The sequence below is a fragment of the Pseudomonas sp. PDM13 genome (assembly GCF_025685765.1).
GTDB lineage: Bacteria > Pseudomonadota > Gammaproteobacteria > Pseudomonadales > Pseudomonadaceae > Metapseudomonas > Metapseudomonas solani.
On the sequence record NZ_JAOTQU010000012.1, the window covers coordinates 161,025 to 175,029 of the forward strand.

General features: G+C 67.4%; 15 protein-coding genes and 1 other RNA gene. 9 read left to right on the forward strand and 7 right to left on the reverse strand.

Annotated features, from left to right (window positions below; genetic code table 11):
• The first annotated feature begins 80 nt into the window (after nucleotides 1-80).
• Nucleotides 81-177, forward strand: an RNA gene (gene ffs / locus OEJ36_RS14710) — signal recognition particle sRNA small type.
• A gap of 26 nt (nucleotides 178-203) precedes the next feature.
• Here ffs and OEJ36_RS14715 read toward each other — a convergent pair.
• Nucleotides 204-935, reverse strand: coding sequence for a substrate-binding periplasmic protein (locus OEJ36_RS14715; protein ID WP_263402109.1), 732 nt, complete (start codon nucleotides 933-935; stop codon nucleotides 204-206).
• Nucleotides 936-1,080: 145 nt separating this feature from the next.
• On the opposite strand from OEJ36_RS14715, the gene dnaX reads away from it, so the two are divergent.
• The 3 genes from dnaX (at nucleotide 1,081) to recR (ending at nucleotide 4,448) form a co-directional block, all read left to right on the forward strand.
• Complete coding sequence (dnaX, locus tag OEJ36_RS14720; protein ID WP_263402110.1) at nucleotides 1,081-3,306, forward strand: DNA polymerase III subunit gamma/tau; 2,226 nt, start codon at nucleotides 1,081-1,083, stop codon at nucleotides 3,304-3,306.
• Nucleotides 3,307-3,317: 11 nt separating this feature from the next.
• Nucleotides 3,318-3,644 (forward strand): YbaB/EbfC family nucleoid-associated protein, encoded by a 327-nt coding sequence (locus tag OEJ36_RS14725; protein ID WP_021222150.1) that lies wholly within the window; start codon nucleotides 3,318-3,320, stop codon nucleotides 3,642-3,644.
• Between the two features lie 204 nt (nucleotides 3,645-3,848).
• Nucleotides 3,849-4,448 (forward strand): recombination mediator RecR, encoded by a 600-nt coding sequence (recR, locus tag OEJ36_RS14730; RefSeq protein ID WP_021222149.1) that lies wholly within the window; start codon nucleotides 3,849-3,851, stop codon nucleotides 4,446-4,448.
• Nucleotides 4,449-4,485: 37 nt separating this feature from the next.
• On the opposite strand, the gene OEJ36_RS14735 is transcribed toward recR, so the two are convergent.
• On the reverse strand, nucleotides 4,486-4,986 hold the full coding sequence (locus OEJ36_RS14735; RefSeq protein ID WP_263402111.1) for a GNAT family N-acetyltransferase: 501 nt from the start codon (nucleotides 4,984-4,986) through the stop codon (nucleotides 4,486-4,488).
• The gene (locus tag OEJ36_RS14740) at nucleotides 4,980-5,417 is read right to left on the reverse strand and encodes a rhodanese-like domain-containing protein (protein WP_263402112.1); all 438 of its coding nucleotides are present in this window, start codon (nucleotides 5,415-5,417) and stop codon (nucleotides 4,980-4,982) included. The genes OEJ36_RS14735 and OEJ36_RS14740 overlap by 7 nt, the downstream gene beginning before the upstream one ends.
• Before the next feature lie 98 nt (nucleotides 5,418-5,515).
• On the opposite strand from OEJ36_RS14740, the gene ftrA reads away from it, so the two are divergent.
• From ftrA to fabF, 4 genes are all read left to right on the forward strand, one after another.
• On the forward strand, nucleotides 5,516-6,484 hold the full coding sequence (gene ftrA / locus OEJ36_RS14745; RefSeq protein ID WP_263402113.1) for a transcriptional regulator FtrA: 969 nt from the start codon (nucleotides 5,516-5,518) through the stop codon (nucleotides 6,482-6,484).
• A 76-nt stretch (nucleotides 6,485-6,560) separates the two neighbouring features.
• Nucleotides 6,561-7,709, forward strand: a complete 1,149-nt coding sequence (locus tag OEJ36_RS14750; RefSeq protein ID WP_263402114.1) for an acyl-CoA dehydrogenase family protein — start codon at nucleotides 6,561-6,563, stop codon at nucleotides 7,707-7,709.
• Nucleotides 7,710-7,820: 111 nt separating this feature from the next.
• Nucleotides 7,821-8,354 (forward strand): PaaI family thioesterase, encoded by a 534-nt coding sequence (locus tag OEJ36_RS14755; RefSeq protein WP_263402115.1) that lies wholly within the window; start codon nucleotides 7,821-7,823, stop codon nucleotides 8,352-8,354.
• The gene (gene fabF, locus OEJ36_RS14760; RefSeq protein ID WP_263402116.1) at nucleotides 8,354-9,628 is read left to right on the forward strand and encodes a beta-ketoacyl-ACP synthase II; all 1,275 of its coding nucleotides are present in this window, start codon (nucleotides 8,354-8,356) and stop codon (nucleotides 9,626-9,628) included. Before OEJ36_RS14755 ends, fabF begins: the two co-directional genes overlap by 1 nt.
• 45 nt (nucleotides 9,629-9,673) lie before the next feature.
• Here fabF and OEJ36_RS14765 read toward each other — a convergent pair whose 3' ends face one another.
• From OEJ36_RS14765 to OEJ36_RS14775, 3 genes are all read right to left on the reverse strand, one after another.
• The gene (locus OEJ36_RS14765) at nucleotides 9,674-10,240 is read right to left on the reverse strand and encodes a TetR/AcrR family transcriptional regulator (RefSeq protein ID WP_263402117.1); all 567 of its coding nucleotides are present in this window, start codon (nucleotides 10,238-10,240) and stop codon (nucleotides 9,674-9,676) included.
• A gap of 130 nt (nucleotides 10,241-10,370) precedes the next feature.
• Nucleotides 10,371-11,504, reverse strand: a complete 1,134-nt coding sequence (locus tag OEJ36_RS14770) for a thiolase family protein (RefSeq protein ID WP_263402118.1) — start codon at nucleotides 11,502-11,504, stop codon at nucleotides 10,371-10,373.
• A 158-nt stretch (nucleotides 11,505-11,662) separates the two neighbouring features.
• Nucleotides 11,663-12,853 (reverse strand): MFS transporter, encoded by a 1,191-nt coding sequence (locus OEJ36_RS14775; RefSeq protein WP_263402119.1) that lies wholly within the window; start codon nucleotides 12,851-12,853, stop codon nucleotides 11,663-11,665.
• A gap of 90 nt (nucleotides 12,854-12,943) precedes the next feature.
• Here OEJ36_RS14775 and OEJ36_RS14780 point away from each other — a divergent pair, with 90 nt between their 5' ends.
• Entirely contained in the window at nucleotides 12,944-13,510 is a 567-nt protein-coding gene (locus tag OEJ36_RS14780; RefSeq protein ID WP_021222139.1) for a TetR/AcrR family transcriptional regulator, read from the forward strand.
• A 38-nt stretch (nucleotides 13,511-13,548) separates the two neighbouring features.
• On the opposite strand, the gene OEJ36_RS14785 is transcribed toward OEJ36_RS14780, so the two are convergent.
• Nucleotides 13,549-14,005 (reverse strand): calcium-binding protein (locus OEJ36_RS14785; protein ID WP_263402120.1); only part of this gene is annotated, 457 nt, incomplete at its 5' end.

Genomic DNA, 14,005 nt, shown 5'->3' on the forward strand with positions numbered 1-14,005 from the left:
GTTTTTAGCAGTTGTAAGTTGGCGAAGAGCCGGTACAATGGCGCGGCTCGCCGATCTGGCGAGCTGCGTTATGGTGGCCCTGCCGGTCCCCCCGCAACGATTACCCGTCAACCTGGTCAGATCCGGAAGGAAGCAGCCACAGCGGGAACATTGTGTGCCGGGGTGTGGCTGGTAGGGTCACCCCCATCTCCCAGCGCTGCAATTCACCGGTAGCGCGACACGATTCTCTCTATCTCTCCCGACGTCCGCATGCGCGCCAGTGCACGCACGATCCCGCTCGCCGGTATCTCCGGTGCATTGCGCACCAGGCAGGCCACGGGCTCTTCCTCCAGTACCGCCACCGCCGCCAGGCGTTCGCTCGCCGGCATGCCGCGGTTGAACCATTTCAGCGCCAGTTCGCTGCTGACCGCGTAGCGGTAGCGCCCTGCACCGAGTTTCTGCAGCACCAGGCCCTGGTTGCGGGCCTCGTCTCGTTGCAGGGTGCCGTCATCGAACCGCTCCTGCAGGCCTGGATAGGAATAGCCCAGTACGGTGCCCACGCTCTGCGCCGGCAGGCGTTGCGGGTCGACGGGGGCTGCGTTGTCGGGGGCGCTCACCAGCAGGTCGCGCTGCACCAGGATCGGCTCGCTCCACAGGTAATTCACGCCCAGGTCGCCCATCCAGTTGGGGCTCACGTAGCAGCGGACGTCGACATCGCCATGCTCCAGGGCCAACTGCACGCGGGTGCGGGGCAGCACGTTGATCTGCGCCTCGCGCCCGAGTTGCCGGGCCAGGCCCTGGATGATGTCGAAGATGATGCCGCCGGTCAGCTCGTTGCTCTCGATCTGCGCCACCGGCATGGCCCAGCTGTCCACCGCGGAGAAGCGCAGGGGAGCCGTTTCGGCGCGAGCCAGCGCACTGGTGATCAGCAACAGAAGGAGCAGCGTTGAACGCATCGAGCACCCTCGAACGGGTATGGCGAGGCATCCACAATGCCCCGTGTCACACCTGTTGAACATAGAGCACTTCGCATCGGATGCAATTTGCGGTTTGCTCCGCTAGCATTAGCCCCTTCCGATTCCCCAGCTGCGACGGTTTTCAATGAGTTATCAGGTTCTTGCACGTAAATGGCGTCCGCGCTCGTTCCGCGAAATGGTCGGCCAGACCCATGTGCTGAAGGCTCTGATCAACGCGCTGGACAACCAGCGCCTGCACCACGCCTACCTGTTCACCGGCACCCGTGGCGTGGGCAAGACCACCATCGCGCGCATCCTCGCCAAGTGCCTGAACTGCGAAACCGGCATCAGCTCCACGCCTTGTGGCCAATGCTCGGTGTGCCGCGAGATCGACGAGGGCCGCTTCGTCGACCTGATCGAGGTGGACGCCGCGAGCCGCACCAAGGTCGAAGACACCCGCGAACTGCTGGACAACGTGCAGTACGCGCCGAGCCGTGGCCGCTACAAGGTCTACCTGATCGACGAAGTGCACATGCTCTCCACGCACTCGTTCAACGCCCTGCTCAAGACCCTCGAAGAGCCGCCACCCCACGTCAAGTTCCTGCTGGCCACCACCGACCCGCAGAAGCTGCCCGTCACCATCCTCTCGCGCTGCCTGCAGTTCTCCCTGAAGAACATGCCGCCGGAGCGCGTGGTCGAGCACCTGACCCACGTCCTCGGTGCCGAAAGCGTGCCGTTCGAGCCCGACGCCCTGTGGCTGCTGGGTCGTGCCGCTGACGGCTCCATGCGCGACGCCATGAGCCTCACCGACCAGGCCATCGCCTTCGGTGAGGGCAAGGTCCTGGCCGCCGACGTGCGCGCCATGCTCGGCACCCTCGACCACGGCCAGGTCTATGGCGTGCTCCATGCGCTGCTGCAGGGCGATGCCCGTGGCGTGCTCGAAGCCATCCGCCACCTGGCCGAGCAAGGCCCGGACTGGAGCGGCGTGCTCGCCGAAATCCTCAACGTGCTGCACCGCGTGGCCATCGCCCAAGCATTGCCGGATGCGGTGGACAACGGCCAGGGCGACCGCGACCGCGTGCTGGCATTGGCCGAAGCGTTGCCCGCCGAAGATGTGCAGTTCTATTACCAGATGGGCCTGATCGGCCGCCGCGACCTGCCATTGGCGCCGGACCCGCGTGGTGGCTTCGAAATGGTGCTGCTGCGCATGCTCGCGTTCCGCCCGGCGGATGCCGACGGTGCCCCGAGGGTCACGCTAAAGGACCCGGGAATCAGCAGGGCCACGGCTGATTCCTCGAACACCCCAGTGGCCGGCGCTGTCGTGGCGCCGGTTGCCCCCGTACCCCCTGTCGCTCCGGTAGCGGCTCCCCAGCCGCCCGTCGAGTCCGTGGTTGCCCCGGCGGCCGTGGTGTCGGCGCAGGCTGCACCCGAGCCGGTGGTTGCCGCCCCTGTGGTGGAAGCCCCGGTCGCGCCCCGCGTGGCTGAAGTGGCTCCTGCTGCTGAAGTGGCGCGGCAGCCTTTGGCCGAGCCTGCCCAGGTCGCCCAGCCTGCTCCCGAGCCCGAGCCCGAGCCTGTTGCCCAGGCCGAGGTGATCGACCTGCCCTGGGAAGAGCGTCCCGCCACGCCGGTCGCGCCTGCCCAGCCCGCAGCCGAGATCGCCGAGCCGGCCGCAGTCGCCGAGATTGTTGAAGTCGCTGTAGTGGTTGAGGCGGTCGAGCCGCCTGCTCCGGTCGTGGAAGCGCCAGCCCCGGTTGTCGAGCCCACTCCTGAGCCGCAGCCCGTTGCCGAGCCCGTGGTTGCGCAAACCCAGGGCACGGAGCTGGTTGTCGCCACGGATGCGGATGACGACGAGCCGCCACCCGGCGACTACGACGATTATTACGAGGCGGACGTCGAATCCATCGCCTACATGGATGAGCTGCCCGTCGCCGAACCTGAAGCCGCTGCCGTGCCGGAAGTGTTGCCCGCCGCGCAGCCCGCCACGGGGCTTGCCGCCGAGTGGTTGGACCTGTTCCCGCGCCTGGGCATCAGTGGCCTCACCGGCAACATCGCTGCCAACTGCACCCTGGTGTCCGTGGAGGGCGACGTCTGGCGCCTGCACCTGGACCCGGCGCAGAGCGCGCTGTTCAACTCCACCCAGCAGCGCCGCATCAACGACGCGCTGAATCAGTATCACGGTCGTACCCTGGTGCTGGAAGTAGAGGTGTGCAAGCCCGAGCAGGAAACCCCTGCCCAGGCCGCCGCCCGCAAGCGTGCTGCCCGCCAGCGCGATGCCGAGGAATCCATCTCCCTCGACCCGCTGGTACAGAAGATGATCGAACAGTTCGGTGCGAGCGTTCGCCCGGACACCATTGAACCCCTTGACCGCTGAGGACAACCATCATGATGAAGGGTGGCATGGCAGGCCTGATGAAACAGGCCCAACAGATGCAAGAAAAGATGCAGAAGATGCAGGAAGAGCTGGCCAATGCCGAGGTTACCGGCCAGTCCGGTGCCGGCCTGGTGAGCGTGGTGATGACCGGTCGCCATGACGTCAAGCGCGTCACCCTGGACGACAGCCTGATGCAGGAAGACAAGGACATCCTCGAAGACCTGATCGCCGCCGCCGTCAACGATGCCGTGCGCAAGGTCGAGCAGAACAGCCAGGAAAAGATGTCCGGCATGACTGCCGGCATGCAGCTGCCGCCCGGCTTCAAGATGCCCTTCTAAGTGGGGAGCGCCCAGCCAGCACGCATTACTGCGTTGCGAACGGCCCCGGGCATCCTCATTTACAGACGTAAACTCCGGTGCCCGTAGCCGTTCACGCCTTGTACTGCATACCGTCTGATCGCTCCTGGCGACAGCGCGTGGAGTAAAGGTCGGAACAGAGCAGGGCACCGGAGCCCGTTTAAGCCCCAATCCCGAGATTTCTGAATGAGCTTCAGCCCGCTGATCCGCCAACTGATCGATGCCCTGCGCATCCTGCCCGGTGTCGGGCAGAAGACCGCCCAGCGCATGGCGTTGCAGATGCTCGAGCGTGATCGCAGCGGCGGGCTGCGGCTGGCCCAGGCGCTGACCTCGGCGATGGAGGGTGTGGGGCATTGCAAGCAGTGCCGCACCCTCAGCGAGGATGATCTCTGCCCGCAATGTGCCGACCCACGCCGCGACGATTCGTTGTTGTGCGTGGTGGAGGGGCCGTTGGACGTGTTCGCCGTCGAGCAGACCGGTTATCGCGGCCGTTTCTTCGTGCTCAAGGGCCACCTCTCGCCCCTCGATGGCCTGGGCCCGGAAGCCATCGGCATTCCCGAGCTGATGGAGCGTGTGGATGCCGGCGCCTTCAGCGAGGTCATCCTCGCCACCAACCCCACGGTGGAAGGCGAAGCCACTGCCCACTACATCGCACAGCTCCTGGCCCCCAAAGGCCTGGTGGCCTCGCGCATCGCCCATGGCGTGCCCCTGGGTGGCGAGCTGGAATTGGTGGACGGCGGCACCCTGACCCACGCTCTGGCCGGTCGCCGCCCCATCGGCCTCTGATCGTCCCTCTGCGTAAACGCGCGCCGTAGCCCGGGCTTCAGCCCGGGGCCGGAGTGGGTTCGTCCGCCAGCGCAGCCAATGCCTCTGCATCCATCCCATAGGCGATCCACTTGCCGTCCGGCCGCCCACCCAGGCGCTGGTAGAAGCGCTCGGCATCACCGTTGCCCGCCAGCACATCCCACTTCATCCGCCCCGCACCGCGTGTCAGCGCCCATTGCGCGATGGCGGCAAGCAGGCGTTCGCCGATGCCGAGCGAGCGTGCCGGCGGGGCCACGAACAGCTCCTTGAGCACCAGGGTTGGCTGCAGGTCGTAGGTGAAGGCGATCTCCAGCGTTACCGCATAGCCGAGCAACTTGCCCGTCGCCTCGGCCACGACTATCCGGCACTGGGGGTGCGGGCCGAATGCGCGGGCCAGCAGCTGCGCCTCGTCCACCGCGAAGTCCTCCAGGTAGTTCTCGAAGCGGGCCAGCTCACGCATCAGCGGGAGGAGGGCGGGCACATCCTCGGCCCGCGCCTCGCGTATGTCCGCACTCAGCATGCGCAGGGGATGCCCTGGCCAGCGGGGCGGACCGCTACCGCCCCGGTGAGGCTCAGCCCCTCGTCCAGCCAGCCGGTGACGCCGCCGAGCATCTCCTTCACGGCGAAGCCCAACCCGGCCAGCCGAACGGCGGCGCGGTGCACGCCGTTGCAATGGGGGCCGGCGCAGTAGACGACGAACAGCGTGTCGCGCGGGTAGGCCGCCATGAACGCGGCGTCCATTAGGCGATGAGGGATGTTGATCGCGCCTGGCACATGGCCGGCGGCGAAGGCCGTCTCACCGCGCACGTCGACCAGCACGTAGTCGACGTCGCCGGCCTGCTGGCTGGCGTTCACGTCCGAGCAATCGGTCTCGAAGGCCAGGCGCTGGGTGAAATGGGCCAGGGCCGCATGGGGAGCGGCGGCAGGGAACTGGCTGATGAGGCTGGGCATGGTGGTTCTCCATCGGTTGGGTTGATGGCGCCACTGTATCCAGCACCTTTCCTGCTCTACAGTGGCGGGCAGGACAGCGACTGGTAAGTTTCCGCCAAATGAACGACGACCCCGGCCTGGTGGCCATCCTCGCCTACGACGGCCTGTGCACCTTCGAATTCGGCATCGCCGTGGAGATCTTCGGCCTGCCCCGACCCGAGTTCGATTTCCCTTGGTACCGCCACTGCATCGTCGGCCTGGACGAGGGCCCCATGCGCGCCATGGGTGGCATCCGGGTGCTCGCCGACGGCGGGCTGGAGCGCCTGGCCGAGGCCCGCACCCTTGTCATCCCCGGCTGGCGTGACCGTGCCGAGGCACCGCCCGAGCGGCTGCTGACCGCCTTGCGCGAGGCCCATGCGCGTGGGGCGCGGCTGGTGTCCATCTGCTCCGGCGTCTTCGTCCTCGCCGCCAGCGGCTTGCTGGATGGCCAGCGCGCCACCACTCACTGGCGCTACGCCGAGGAGCTGGCGCGGCGCTTTCCGGCTGTCGAGGTGGACCCCGAGGTGCTCTACGTCGACGCCGGGCAACTGATCAGCTCGGCGGGTAGTGCCGCCGGCATCGACGCCTGCTTGCACCTGGTGGCACGGGACTTCGGCACCCAGGTGGCCAACACCGTGGCGCGACGCCTGGTGATGTCGCCCCAGCGCGCCGGCGGCCAGGCGCAGTTCATCCCCGCACCGGTGGCCCGGGCGCCGCGCAACGACCTCTCGGCGTTGATGCACTGGGCCCGGCAGAACCTGCAGCAACCGCTGGAGGTGAGCCAGCTGGCACGTCGCGTGGCCATGAGTGAGCGCACCTTCCTGCGCCGCTTCAGCGAAGCCACCGGCATGACGCCCAAGGCCTGGCTGCAGCACGAGCGCCTGGCCCGTGCCCGTGAGCTGCTGGAAAGCGGCGTCGACGGCAGCGAGCGCATCGCCGAGCTGTGCGGCTTCCGCTCGGTGGAGAGCTTCCGCGTGGCCTTCCGCAACGCCGTCGGGCTACCGCCTTCGGCCTATCGGGAGCGCTTCGGTGCGGCGCATACGTCCTGATCGATGGCGCATGTCTCGCCTTGAAAACCAAGCAAGCGCTCGGTAAGTTTCTCTGACTTTTTCAGGGAGCTCCGCCATGTCCGCTTGCCAGGAATACTTCGACGAATCCCATCAACTGGTGCGCGATTCGGTGCGCCGCTTCGTCGAGCGGGAAATCCTCCCGCACATCGGCGACTGGGAGGAGGCCGAAGAATTCCCCCGCGAGCTCTACCTCAAGGCCGGCGCCGCCGGCATTCTCGGCATCGGCTACCCGGAGCAGTACGGCGGCAGCCACGAAGGCGACCTGTTCGCCAAGGTGGCAGCCAGCGAGGAACTGATGCGCAGCGGCTCCGGCGGCCTGGTGGCCGGGCTGGGCTCCCTGGACATCGGCCTGCCGCCGCTGGTCAAGTGGGGTCGCCCCGAGCTGCGCGAGCGCATCGCGCCCCAGGTGCTGGCCGGCGAGAAGATCATGGCCCTGGCGGTGACCGAGCCTTCAGGCGGCTCCGACGTCGCCAACCTCAAGACCCGCGCCGTGCGCGAGGGCGACTTCTACCGCGTCAACGGCAGCAAGACCTTCATCACCAGCGGCGTGCGTGCCGACTACTACACGGTGGCGGTGCGCACCGGTGGCGATGGCTTCGGTGGCGTCAGCCTGCTGCTGATCGAGAAGGGCACTCCCGGCTTCAGCGTCGGCCGCAAGCTGAAGAAGATGGGCTGGTGGGCCTCCGACACCGCCGAGCTGTTCTTCGAGGACTGCCTGGTGCCCGTGGGCAACCTGATCGGCGCCGAGAACATGGGCTTCGCCTGCATCATGGCCAACTTCCAGTCCGAGCGGCTGGCCCTGGCCATCATGGCCAACATGACGGCGCAGCTGGCGCTGGAGGAATCCCTGGCCTGGGCCCGCGAGCGCGAGGCCTTCGGCAAGCCCATCGGCAAGTTTCAGGTGCTCAAGCACCGCCTGGCCGAGATGGCCACGCAGTTGGAGGTCTCCCGCGAGTTCACCTACCGCCAGGCGGCGAAGATGGCCGCCGGCAAGAGCGTGATCAAGGAGATTTCCATGGCCAAGAACTTCGCCACCGACATCGCTGACCGCCTCACCTACGACGCCGTGCAGATGCTCGGCGGCATGGGCTATATGCGCGAAAGCCTGGTGGAACGCCTCTACCGCGACAACCGCATCCTCTCCATCGGCGGCGGTTCGCGGGAGATCATGAACGAGATCATCAGCAAGCAGATGGGGCTCTGACCCAGCCCGCGCGAGGCGCCCATCGGGTGGCCTTGCGCGAGGCCCTGCGGCTCGTTATATGATGATCGAAATTCAAATGGGGCCTGCGGGCCGGACAAGAGGGTAGGTGCCATGAGCGAGTTGAGCCGTGAAGAGATACTGCAGGCCTGGCTGGAAGCGGAGCGCAGCATGCTGGAGCGCCTGAAGCCCGGTACCCTGAGCATGTCCGAGGTGGTGCAACTGAGCCCGCGCGAGTTCTTCGACGGCATCGGCCGGGGCGATCTGCCGTCACCTCCCATAGGTGAACTGATGGGCTTCGTGCCTATCGAATGGTCAGAGGAACGCTTCGTTTTCCAGGGCGTTCCGGATGCCCGCCACTACAATCCATTGGGCACCGTGCACGGCGGCTACGCGGCCACCTTGCTGGACTCCTGCATGGGCTGCGCCATCCATATGCACGTCAAGCCGGGGCAGGGCTACACCACTACCGACCTGCGCATCAGCTACGTGCGGGCCATGACCGTGAACACGGGGCCGGTGAGGGCGGAGGGGCGGATCATCCATGTGGGGCGCTCGACCGCGCTGGCCGAGGGCCGTATCTATGACGTGGACGGGAAGCTCTATGCCACCGGCTCCACGACCTGCCTGATACTCGGAGGGAAGTGATGAACTCGCAACGTATCGTCGTCACCGGCATGGGGCTGGTCTCGCCCCTGGGCTGCGGTGTGGAGATCGCCTGGCAACGCCTGCTGGCCGGCCGCTCGGGCGTGCGCGCCCTGCCCGAGGCCACCGTGCTCGACCTCGCCGCCAAGGTAGGCGGCAGCGTGCCGACGCGGGAGGAGTACGCCGAAGGCGGCTTCGACCCCGACAGCGCCGCGCCGCCGAAGGAGCAGAAGAAGATGGACCGCTTCATCCTCTTCGCCCTGGCCGCCGCCGACGAAGCGTTGCAGCAATCCGGCTGGGTCGCCGACAGCGACGAGAAGAAGGCCCGCACCGCCACCGTGATCGGTTCCGGCATTGGCGGTTTCGGCGCCATCGCCGACGCCGTGCGCACCACCGACAGCCGCGGCCCACGGCGCCTGTCGCCGTTCACTATCCCGTCCTTCCTGGTCAACCTGGCCGCTGGGCACGTGTCCATCCGCCATGGCTTCCAGGGCCCCATCGGTGCCCCGGTGACCGCCTGCGCGGCGGGCGTGCAGGCCATCGGCGACGCTGCGCGGATGATCCGTGCCGGCGAAGTGGATATCGCCCTGTGCGGCGGCGCCGAAGCCTCCATCGACCGCGTGGCGCTGGCCGGCTTCGCTGCGGCACGGGCGTTGTCCACCGACTTCAGCGAGCACCCGGAACAGGCCTCGCGCCCCTTCGACAGCCGCCGCGACGGCTTCGTCATGGGCGAAGGCGCCGGGATGCTGGTGATCGAATCCCTCGACCACGCTCTGGCCCGTGGCGCCACGCCCATCGCCGAGCTGGTGGGCTACGGCACCAGTGCTGACGCCTACCACCTCACCGCCGGGCCGGAAGATGGCAGCGGCGCCCAGCGCGCCATGCGCACCGCCATCGCCCAGGCGGGCATCGAGCCGCGGCAGATCCAGCACCTCAACGCCCATGCCACGTCCACCCCGGTGGGCGACAAGGGTGAGCTGGCGGCGATCAAGGCGGTGTTCGGCGAGGAGGGCGGAGTGGCCGTATCCGCCACCAAGTCCGCTACCGGGCACCTGCTTGGCGCTGCCGGTGGGCTGGAAGCGATCTTCACCGTGCTGGCCATCCGCGACCAGGTGGCACCGCCGACCCTGAATCTGGAACAACCGGACGAGGATGCCGTCGGCGTGGATATCGTCCACGGCGCGGCACGGCCGATGACCATCAACTACGCGCTGTCCAACGGCTTCGGTTTCGGCGGGGTGAATGCCAGCGTGCTGTTCCGGCGCTGGATGGGGTGAGCCGAGCGGCCCTTGCGGCCGCTCCGTTACATCGAAGCGGCAGGCTTAAGCCTTGCCGCTTTTTTCTTCCAGGCGCGCCGTCAGGTTGGCGCAGGCGCTATCGAGGATACGCTTCGACAGCGCTTCGTCGGCCACGCTGCGCGACAGGCTCAGCGCACCGACCATGGTGGCGACCATGGCCAGGGCTTCCTGCGGGTCGCCCATTTCCTTTTCGATCAGCTTCAGCATATTACCCACCACCTCGTCGCTGATGGGGCTGGCCTGGCCGCGCTGGCCCAACTCGGACGACATGGTCGGCAGCGGGCAGCCAGCATCCGGGTTGTCGCGGTGTTCCGGCGACAGGTAGCGCTTGAACAGAGTCTTCAGCGGCTCCGGCTTGGCCAGCACCTTGGCCCACTGGCCGCTGGCGTCGTTGGCCGCCGCGCGCAGGGCTTCCTGCACCAGGGCGTCCTTGGATTTGAAGTGGGCGTAGAAGCCGCCGTGGGTCAGGCCCAGCGCCTTCATCAGCGGCTGCAGGCCGGTGGCGTCGATGCCGTCCGCGCGAAAGCGGCGGGAGGCTTCGGCGATGATGCGTTTGTGGGTTTCGGCTTTGTGGTCTTCCGAGTAGCGCATGGCAATGGCCTCAACTTCCGGGCGTTAGTATGGCGATTGTAATTCCACATTCAGCGCCTGTATGCAGTCAGCTTCGCGCGAGTGCCAGTGGCCGACGGAAGGGGAGGTGCAAGCGCACCTCCCCGGTGCCTCACTCGACGCTTTCCAGCAGCGTGGCCACGCCCTGGCCGCCACCGATGCACTGGGTGGCGATGGCGTAGCGGCCGCCGGTGCGCTTGAGCAGCGAAGCGGCCTTGCCGGTGATGCGCGCGCCGGTGGCGCCCAGCGGGTGCCCGATGGCCATGCCGCCGCCGTCGAGGTTGACCTTGGCGATGTCGATGTCCAGCTCGCGGATGCAGGCCAGTGCCTGGCTGGCGAAGGCCTCGTTGATCTCGAACAGGTTGATATCGTTCACCGACAGGCCGCTGCGCTGCAGCAGCTTGCGGGTGGCGTGCAGCGGGCCCATGCCCATCACTTCCGGCGCGCAGCCGACCACGGCCACCGCCTTGATGCGGGCGAGGATGTCCAGCTTCCAGCGCCGGGCGAACGCCTCGGTGCAGACGAACACCGCCGCCGCGCCATCGGTCAGCGGCGAGGCGGTGCCAGCGGTCACGCTGCCGCCGAAGGCCGGCTTCAGTTGGGCCAGGGCCTCGGCGTTGGTGCCGGGGCGGATGCAACCGTCTTCGGTGACCGGGCCGTCGGGCGTCTCGATGGTGAGGATCTCGTCCTGCAGCAGGCCGCGCAGGCGTGCATCGGCGGCCTTCTCGTGGGACTGCACGGCCATTGCCTCCTGGTCCACGCGGCTGATGGCGTAGCGCTCGGCGACGATCTCGGCGGTGTGGCCCATGGGGATATAGGCCTGGATCTCGCCACTGGTCAGGCGCGGGTTGGGCGAGATGTTGAAGCCGCCCATGGGCACGCGGGTCATGGATTCCACGCCGCCACAGATGAAGGCCTCACCGGCGCCGAGCTGGATCTGCCCGGCGGCGAAGTGGATGGAGGTCATGGACGAGCCGCAGAAGCGGTTCACCGTGGCCCCGGCCACGCTCTGCGGCAGGCCGGCGAGGAAGCCGACGATGCGTGCCAGGTTCATGCCCTGCTCGGCCTCGGGGTAGGCGCAGCCGAGGATCAGGTCCTCGATCTCGTTGGGGTCGATGTCCAGGCGATCCACCAGACCTTTCACGACCTGGCCGGCGAGGTCGTCCGGGCGGATGTTGATCAGGCCGCCCTTCTTGGCGAAGTGGAAGGGCGAGCGGGCGAAACCGGCGATGACGATGGATTGCATATCTCGTGTCCTTGCGTGGTAGAGCCGGGCGGAGCCGGCGGGAGCGCCAGGGTGAGAGAGCGATACGACGGGCGCATGCTTAGGATGATATGCATAATTCAAACGATTGTATATTACGAGTGTAATCCAATCGTCGGATCGCTACAGGCAGGGATAGCTCAGGCGTGATCCCGGCGCGCCAGCCCAATCAGCGCCACCAGCGTCAACCCGATCAGGACCGTCGCGAATCCCGTTGCGGTCGCCACCAGGCCAAAGTGGCGAGCCATCACACCCGCCAGCAGCGCCGGTACACAGAACGCCAGGTAGCTGATCACGTAGTAGGTGGCCATCAGCCCCGCGCGCTCATGGGCATGGGCCAGCGGCATCACGCTGCGCAGCGCGCCGAGGAACCCTGAACCGAAGCCACCCCCAGCCACCAGCGAGGCGAGCAGGAACAGCCACAGCCAGCCGGCCTGCACGGCCACCAGCATGGCGCTCACTCCGACCAGCAGCAGGGCGGTGGCGATGCGCAGCACCTGCTGCGCCGTGTGCTGGCGCAGCCACAGGATCGACAGGGCGCCGCTCAGGGTCAGCGCCGTCACCGCCAGCCCACCCACCAACGCCGAGTTGGAGCCGGTGGCTGCGCGGATCAGCGACGGCGCGAGGGACAGGTAGAAACCGCCCAGGGACCAGACCGCGACGTTCACCGGCAGCGTGCGCCATAGCGCGCCCCGGGCCTGGGGCGGCACCCGCAGGGTCGGGCGCAGCGAGGCGAGGGCGCCCGGGCGGCGCGAGATGGATTCCGGCAGCCACCACAGCAGCAGCGCCTGGGCGGCGAACACCAGCAGCAGGACCAGGTAGACCAGGTGCAAGGGCCAGGGCGCCCACTCCACCAGCATCCCGCAACCCAGGGCGCCACAGGCCATGCCCAGTTGCGGCGCCACGCTGTTGAACAGCGGTCCGCGCTCGGGGTTGCGATCCAGCAGTGCCGCACCCAGTACGCTGGTGGCCATCCCCGTGGCGAAGCCCTGCATCACCCGCGCCGCCAGCAGCCAGGCGACGCCATCGGCCTCGATGAACAGCGCCATCGCCAGCATCTCCAGCAACAGCGCGGCGAGGATCACCGGCCGCCGGCCCAGGTAATCGGACAGCTTGCCCAGGGTGAGCAGCGCCGCCAGCAGGCTGAAGGCATAGATGGCGAAGACCAGCGTCAGCATCGCCGGGCTGAAGGCCCAATGCGCCTGGTACACCGGGTAGAGCGGAGTGGGCGCGCTGGACGCGGCCAGGAAGCTCAGCAGCGTGCTCGCCAGCAAGGCGATGCCGCTGCGGGTGTGACGCTGGTCGAGGCAGGTATCGGCGGTCTGGACCATGATGGGCTCACTAAAGCTAAGACATTGCGTTTGCGCAGTCTGCGCGCAGAAATTCCTTAACGCAAATTCTTTGTGATAAGGTCCGCCGCCATGGCCATCAAAGAAAACCGCCGCACTGGCGGGCGCAGCGCCCGGGTGCAGGAATCCATCCACACCGCCGTGCGCGCACTGCTCGACGAGCGCGACCGCGCCGACCTCACCGTCCCGCAGATCGCCGCTCGCGCTGGCGTCACGCCGTCCACCATCTACCGCCGCTGGGGTGATCTCTCGGCGCTGCTGGCCGACGTCGCCCTGGAGCGCATGCTCCCCAGCGAACCCCAGGACACCGGCACCCTCGCCGGCGACCTCCACGCCTGGGCCGAGCAATACCTCGACGAGATGAGCTCCGAGCTCGGCCGCACCCTGATCCGCGACGTCGTCTCCGACCTCGCCGGCGACTACCCGGGTCAATGCGCCGACCTGGTCCGCTGCCAGCTGCAGCTCATCCTCGACCGCGCCGCCCACCGCGGCGAAGCGGCCCCCAGCGCCGATCAACTGGTCGACGCCGTGGTCGCCCCGATGATCTACCGCATCCTCTTCGCCCCCCAAGCCCCCAGCGCCGAGCAGGTGAGGGAGTGGGTAGACGGAGCGCTGCACATTTCCAAACCCCGGAAATGAACAAGGCCCCGTAAGGGGCCTTGTCGTTTACTCAGCGGTTACTGCCAGTTCGCAGCGATCACCACCTCCAGCTGCGCCTTCTGCTCGGGCGTCAGGTTGGAGCTGCCGCCAGCAGGCGGTGCGAAGGCCGCCATGGCGTTGACCAGGTTCTGCACCTGGCTGTCGAGCAGGGTCTTGCCGTCACCGGACTTGATGGTCTCTATGTGGTTCGAGTTGCTGGAATACCAGTTGCTGATGGTGACCTTGTCGGTGGAGTCGCTCAGGGTGAGCTCCAGGTTACTGCCGTTGCGTTGGAGCCAGATGTCGTTTGCGGAGATGTCCTGGCCGAAGAGCAGGGTATCGCTGCCGCCGATATCGGAGATGACATCCTGACCATTGCCTTTGGCGAAGATATAAGTGTCATTGCCGCAGCCACTGCTAAGCGTGTCATTCCCCTGCAAGCCGAGCAGGACGTTGTTGTAGTTGTCGACGCCGACCAGGGTGTCATCTGCGGCA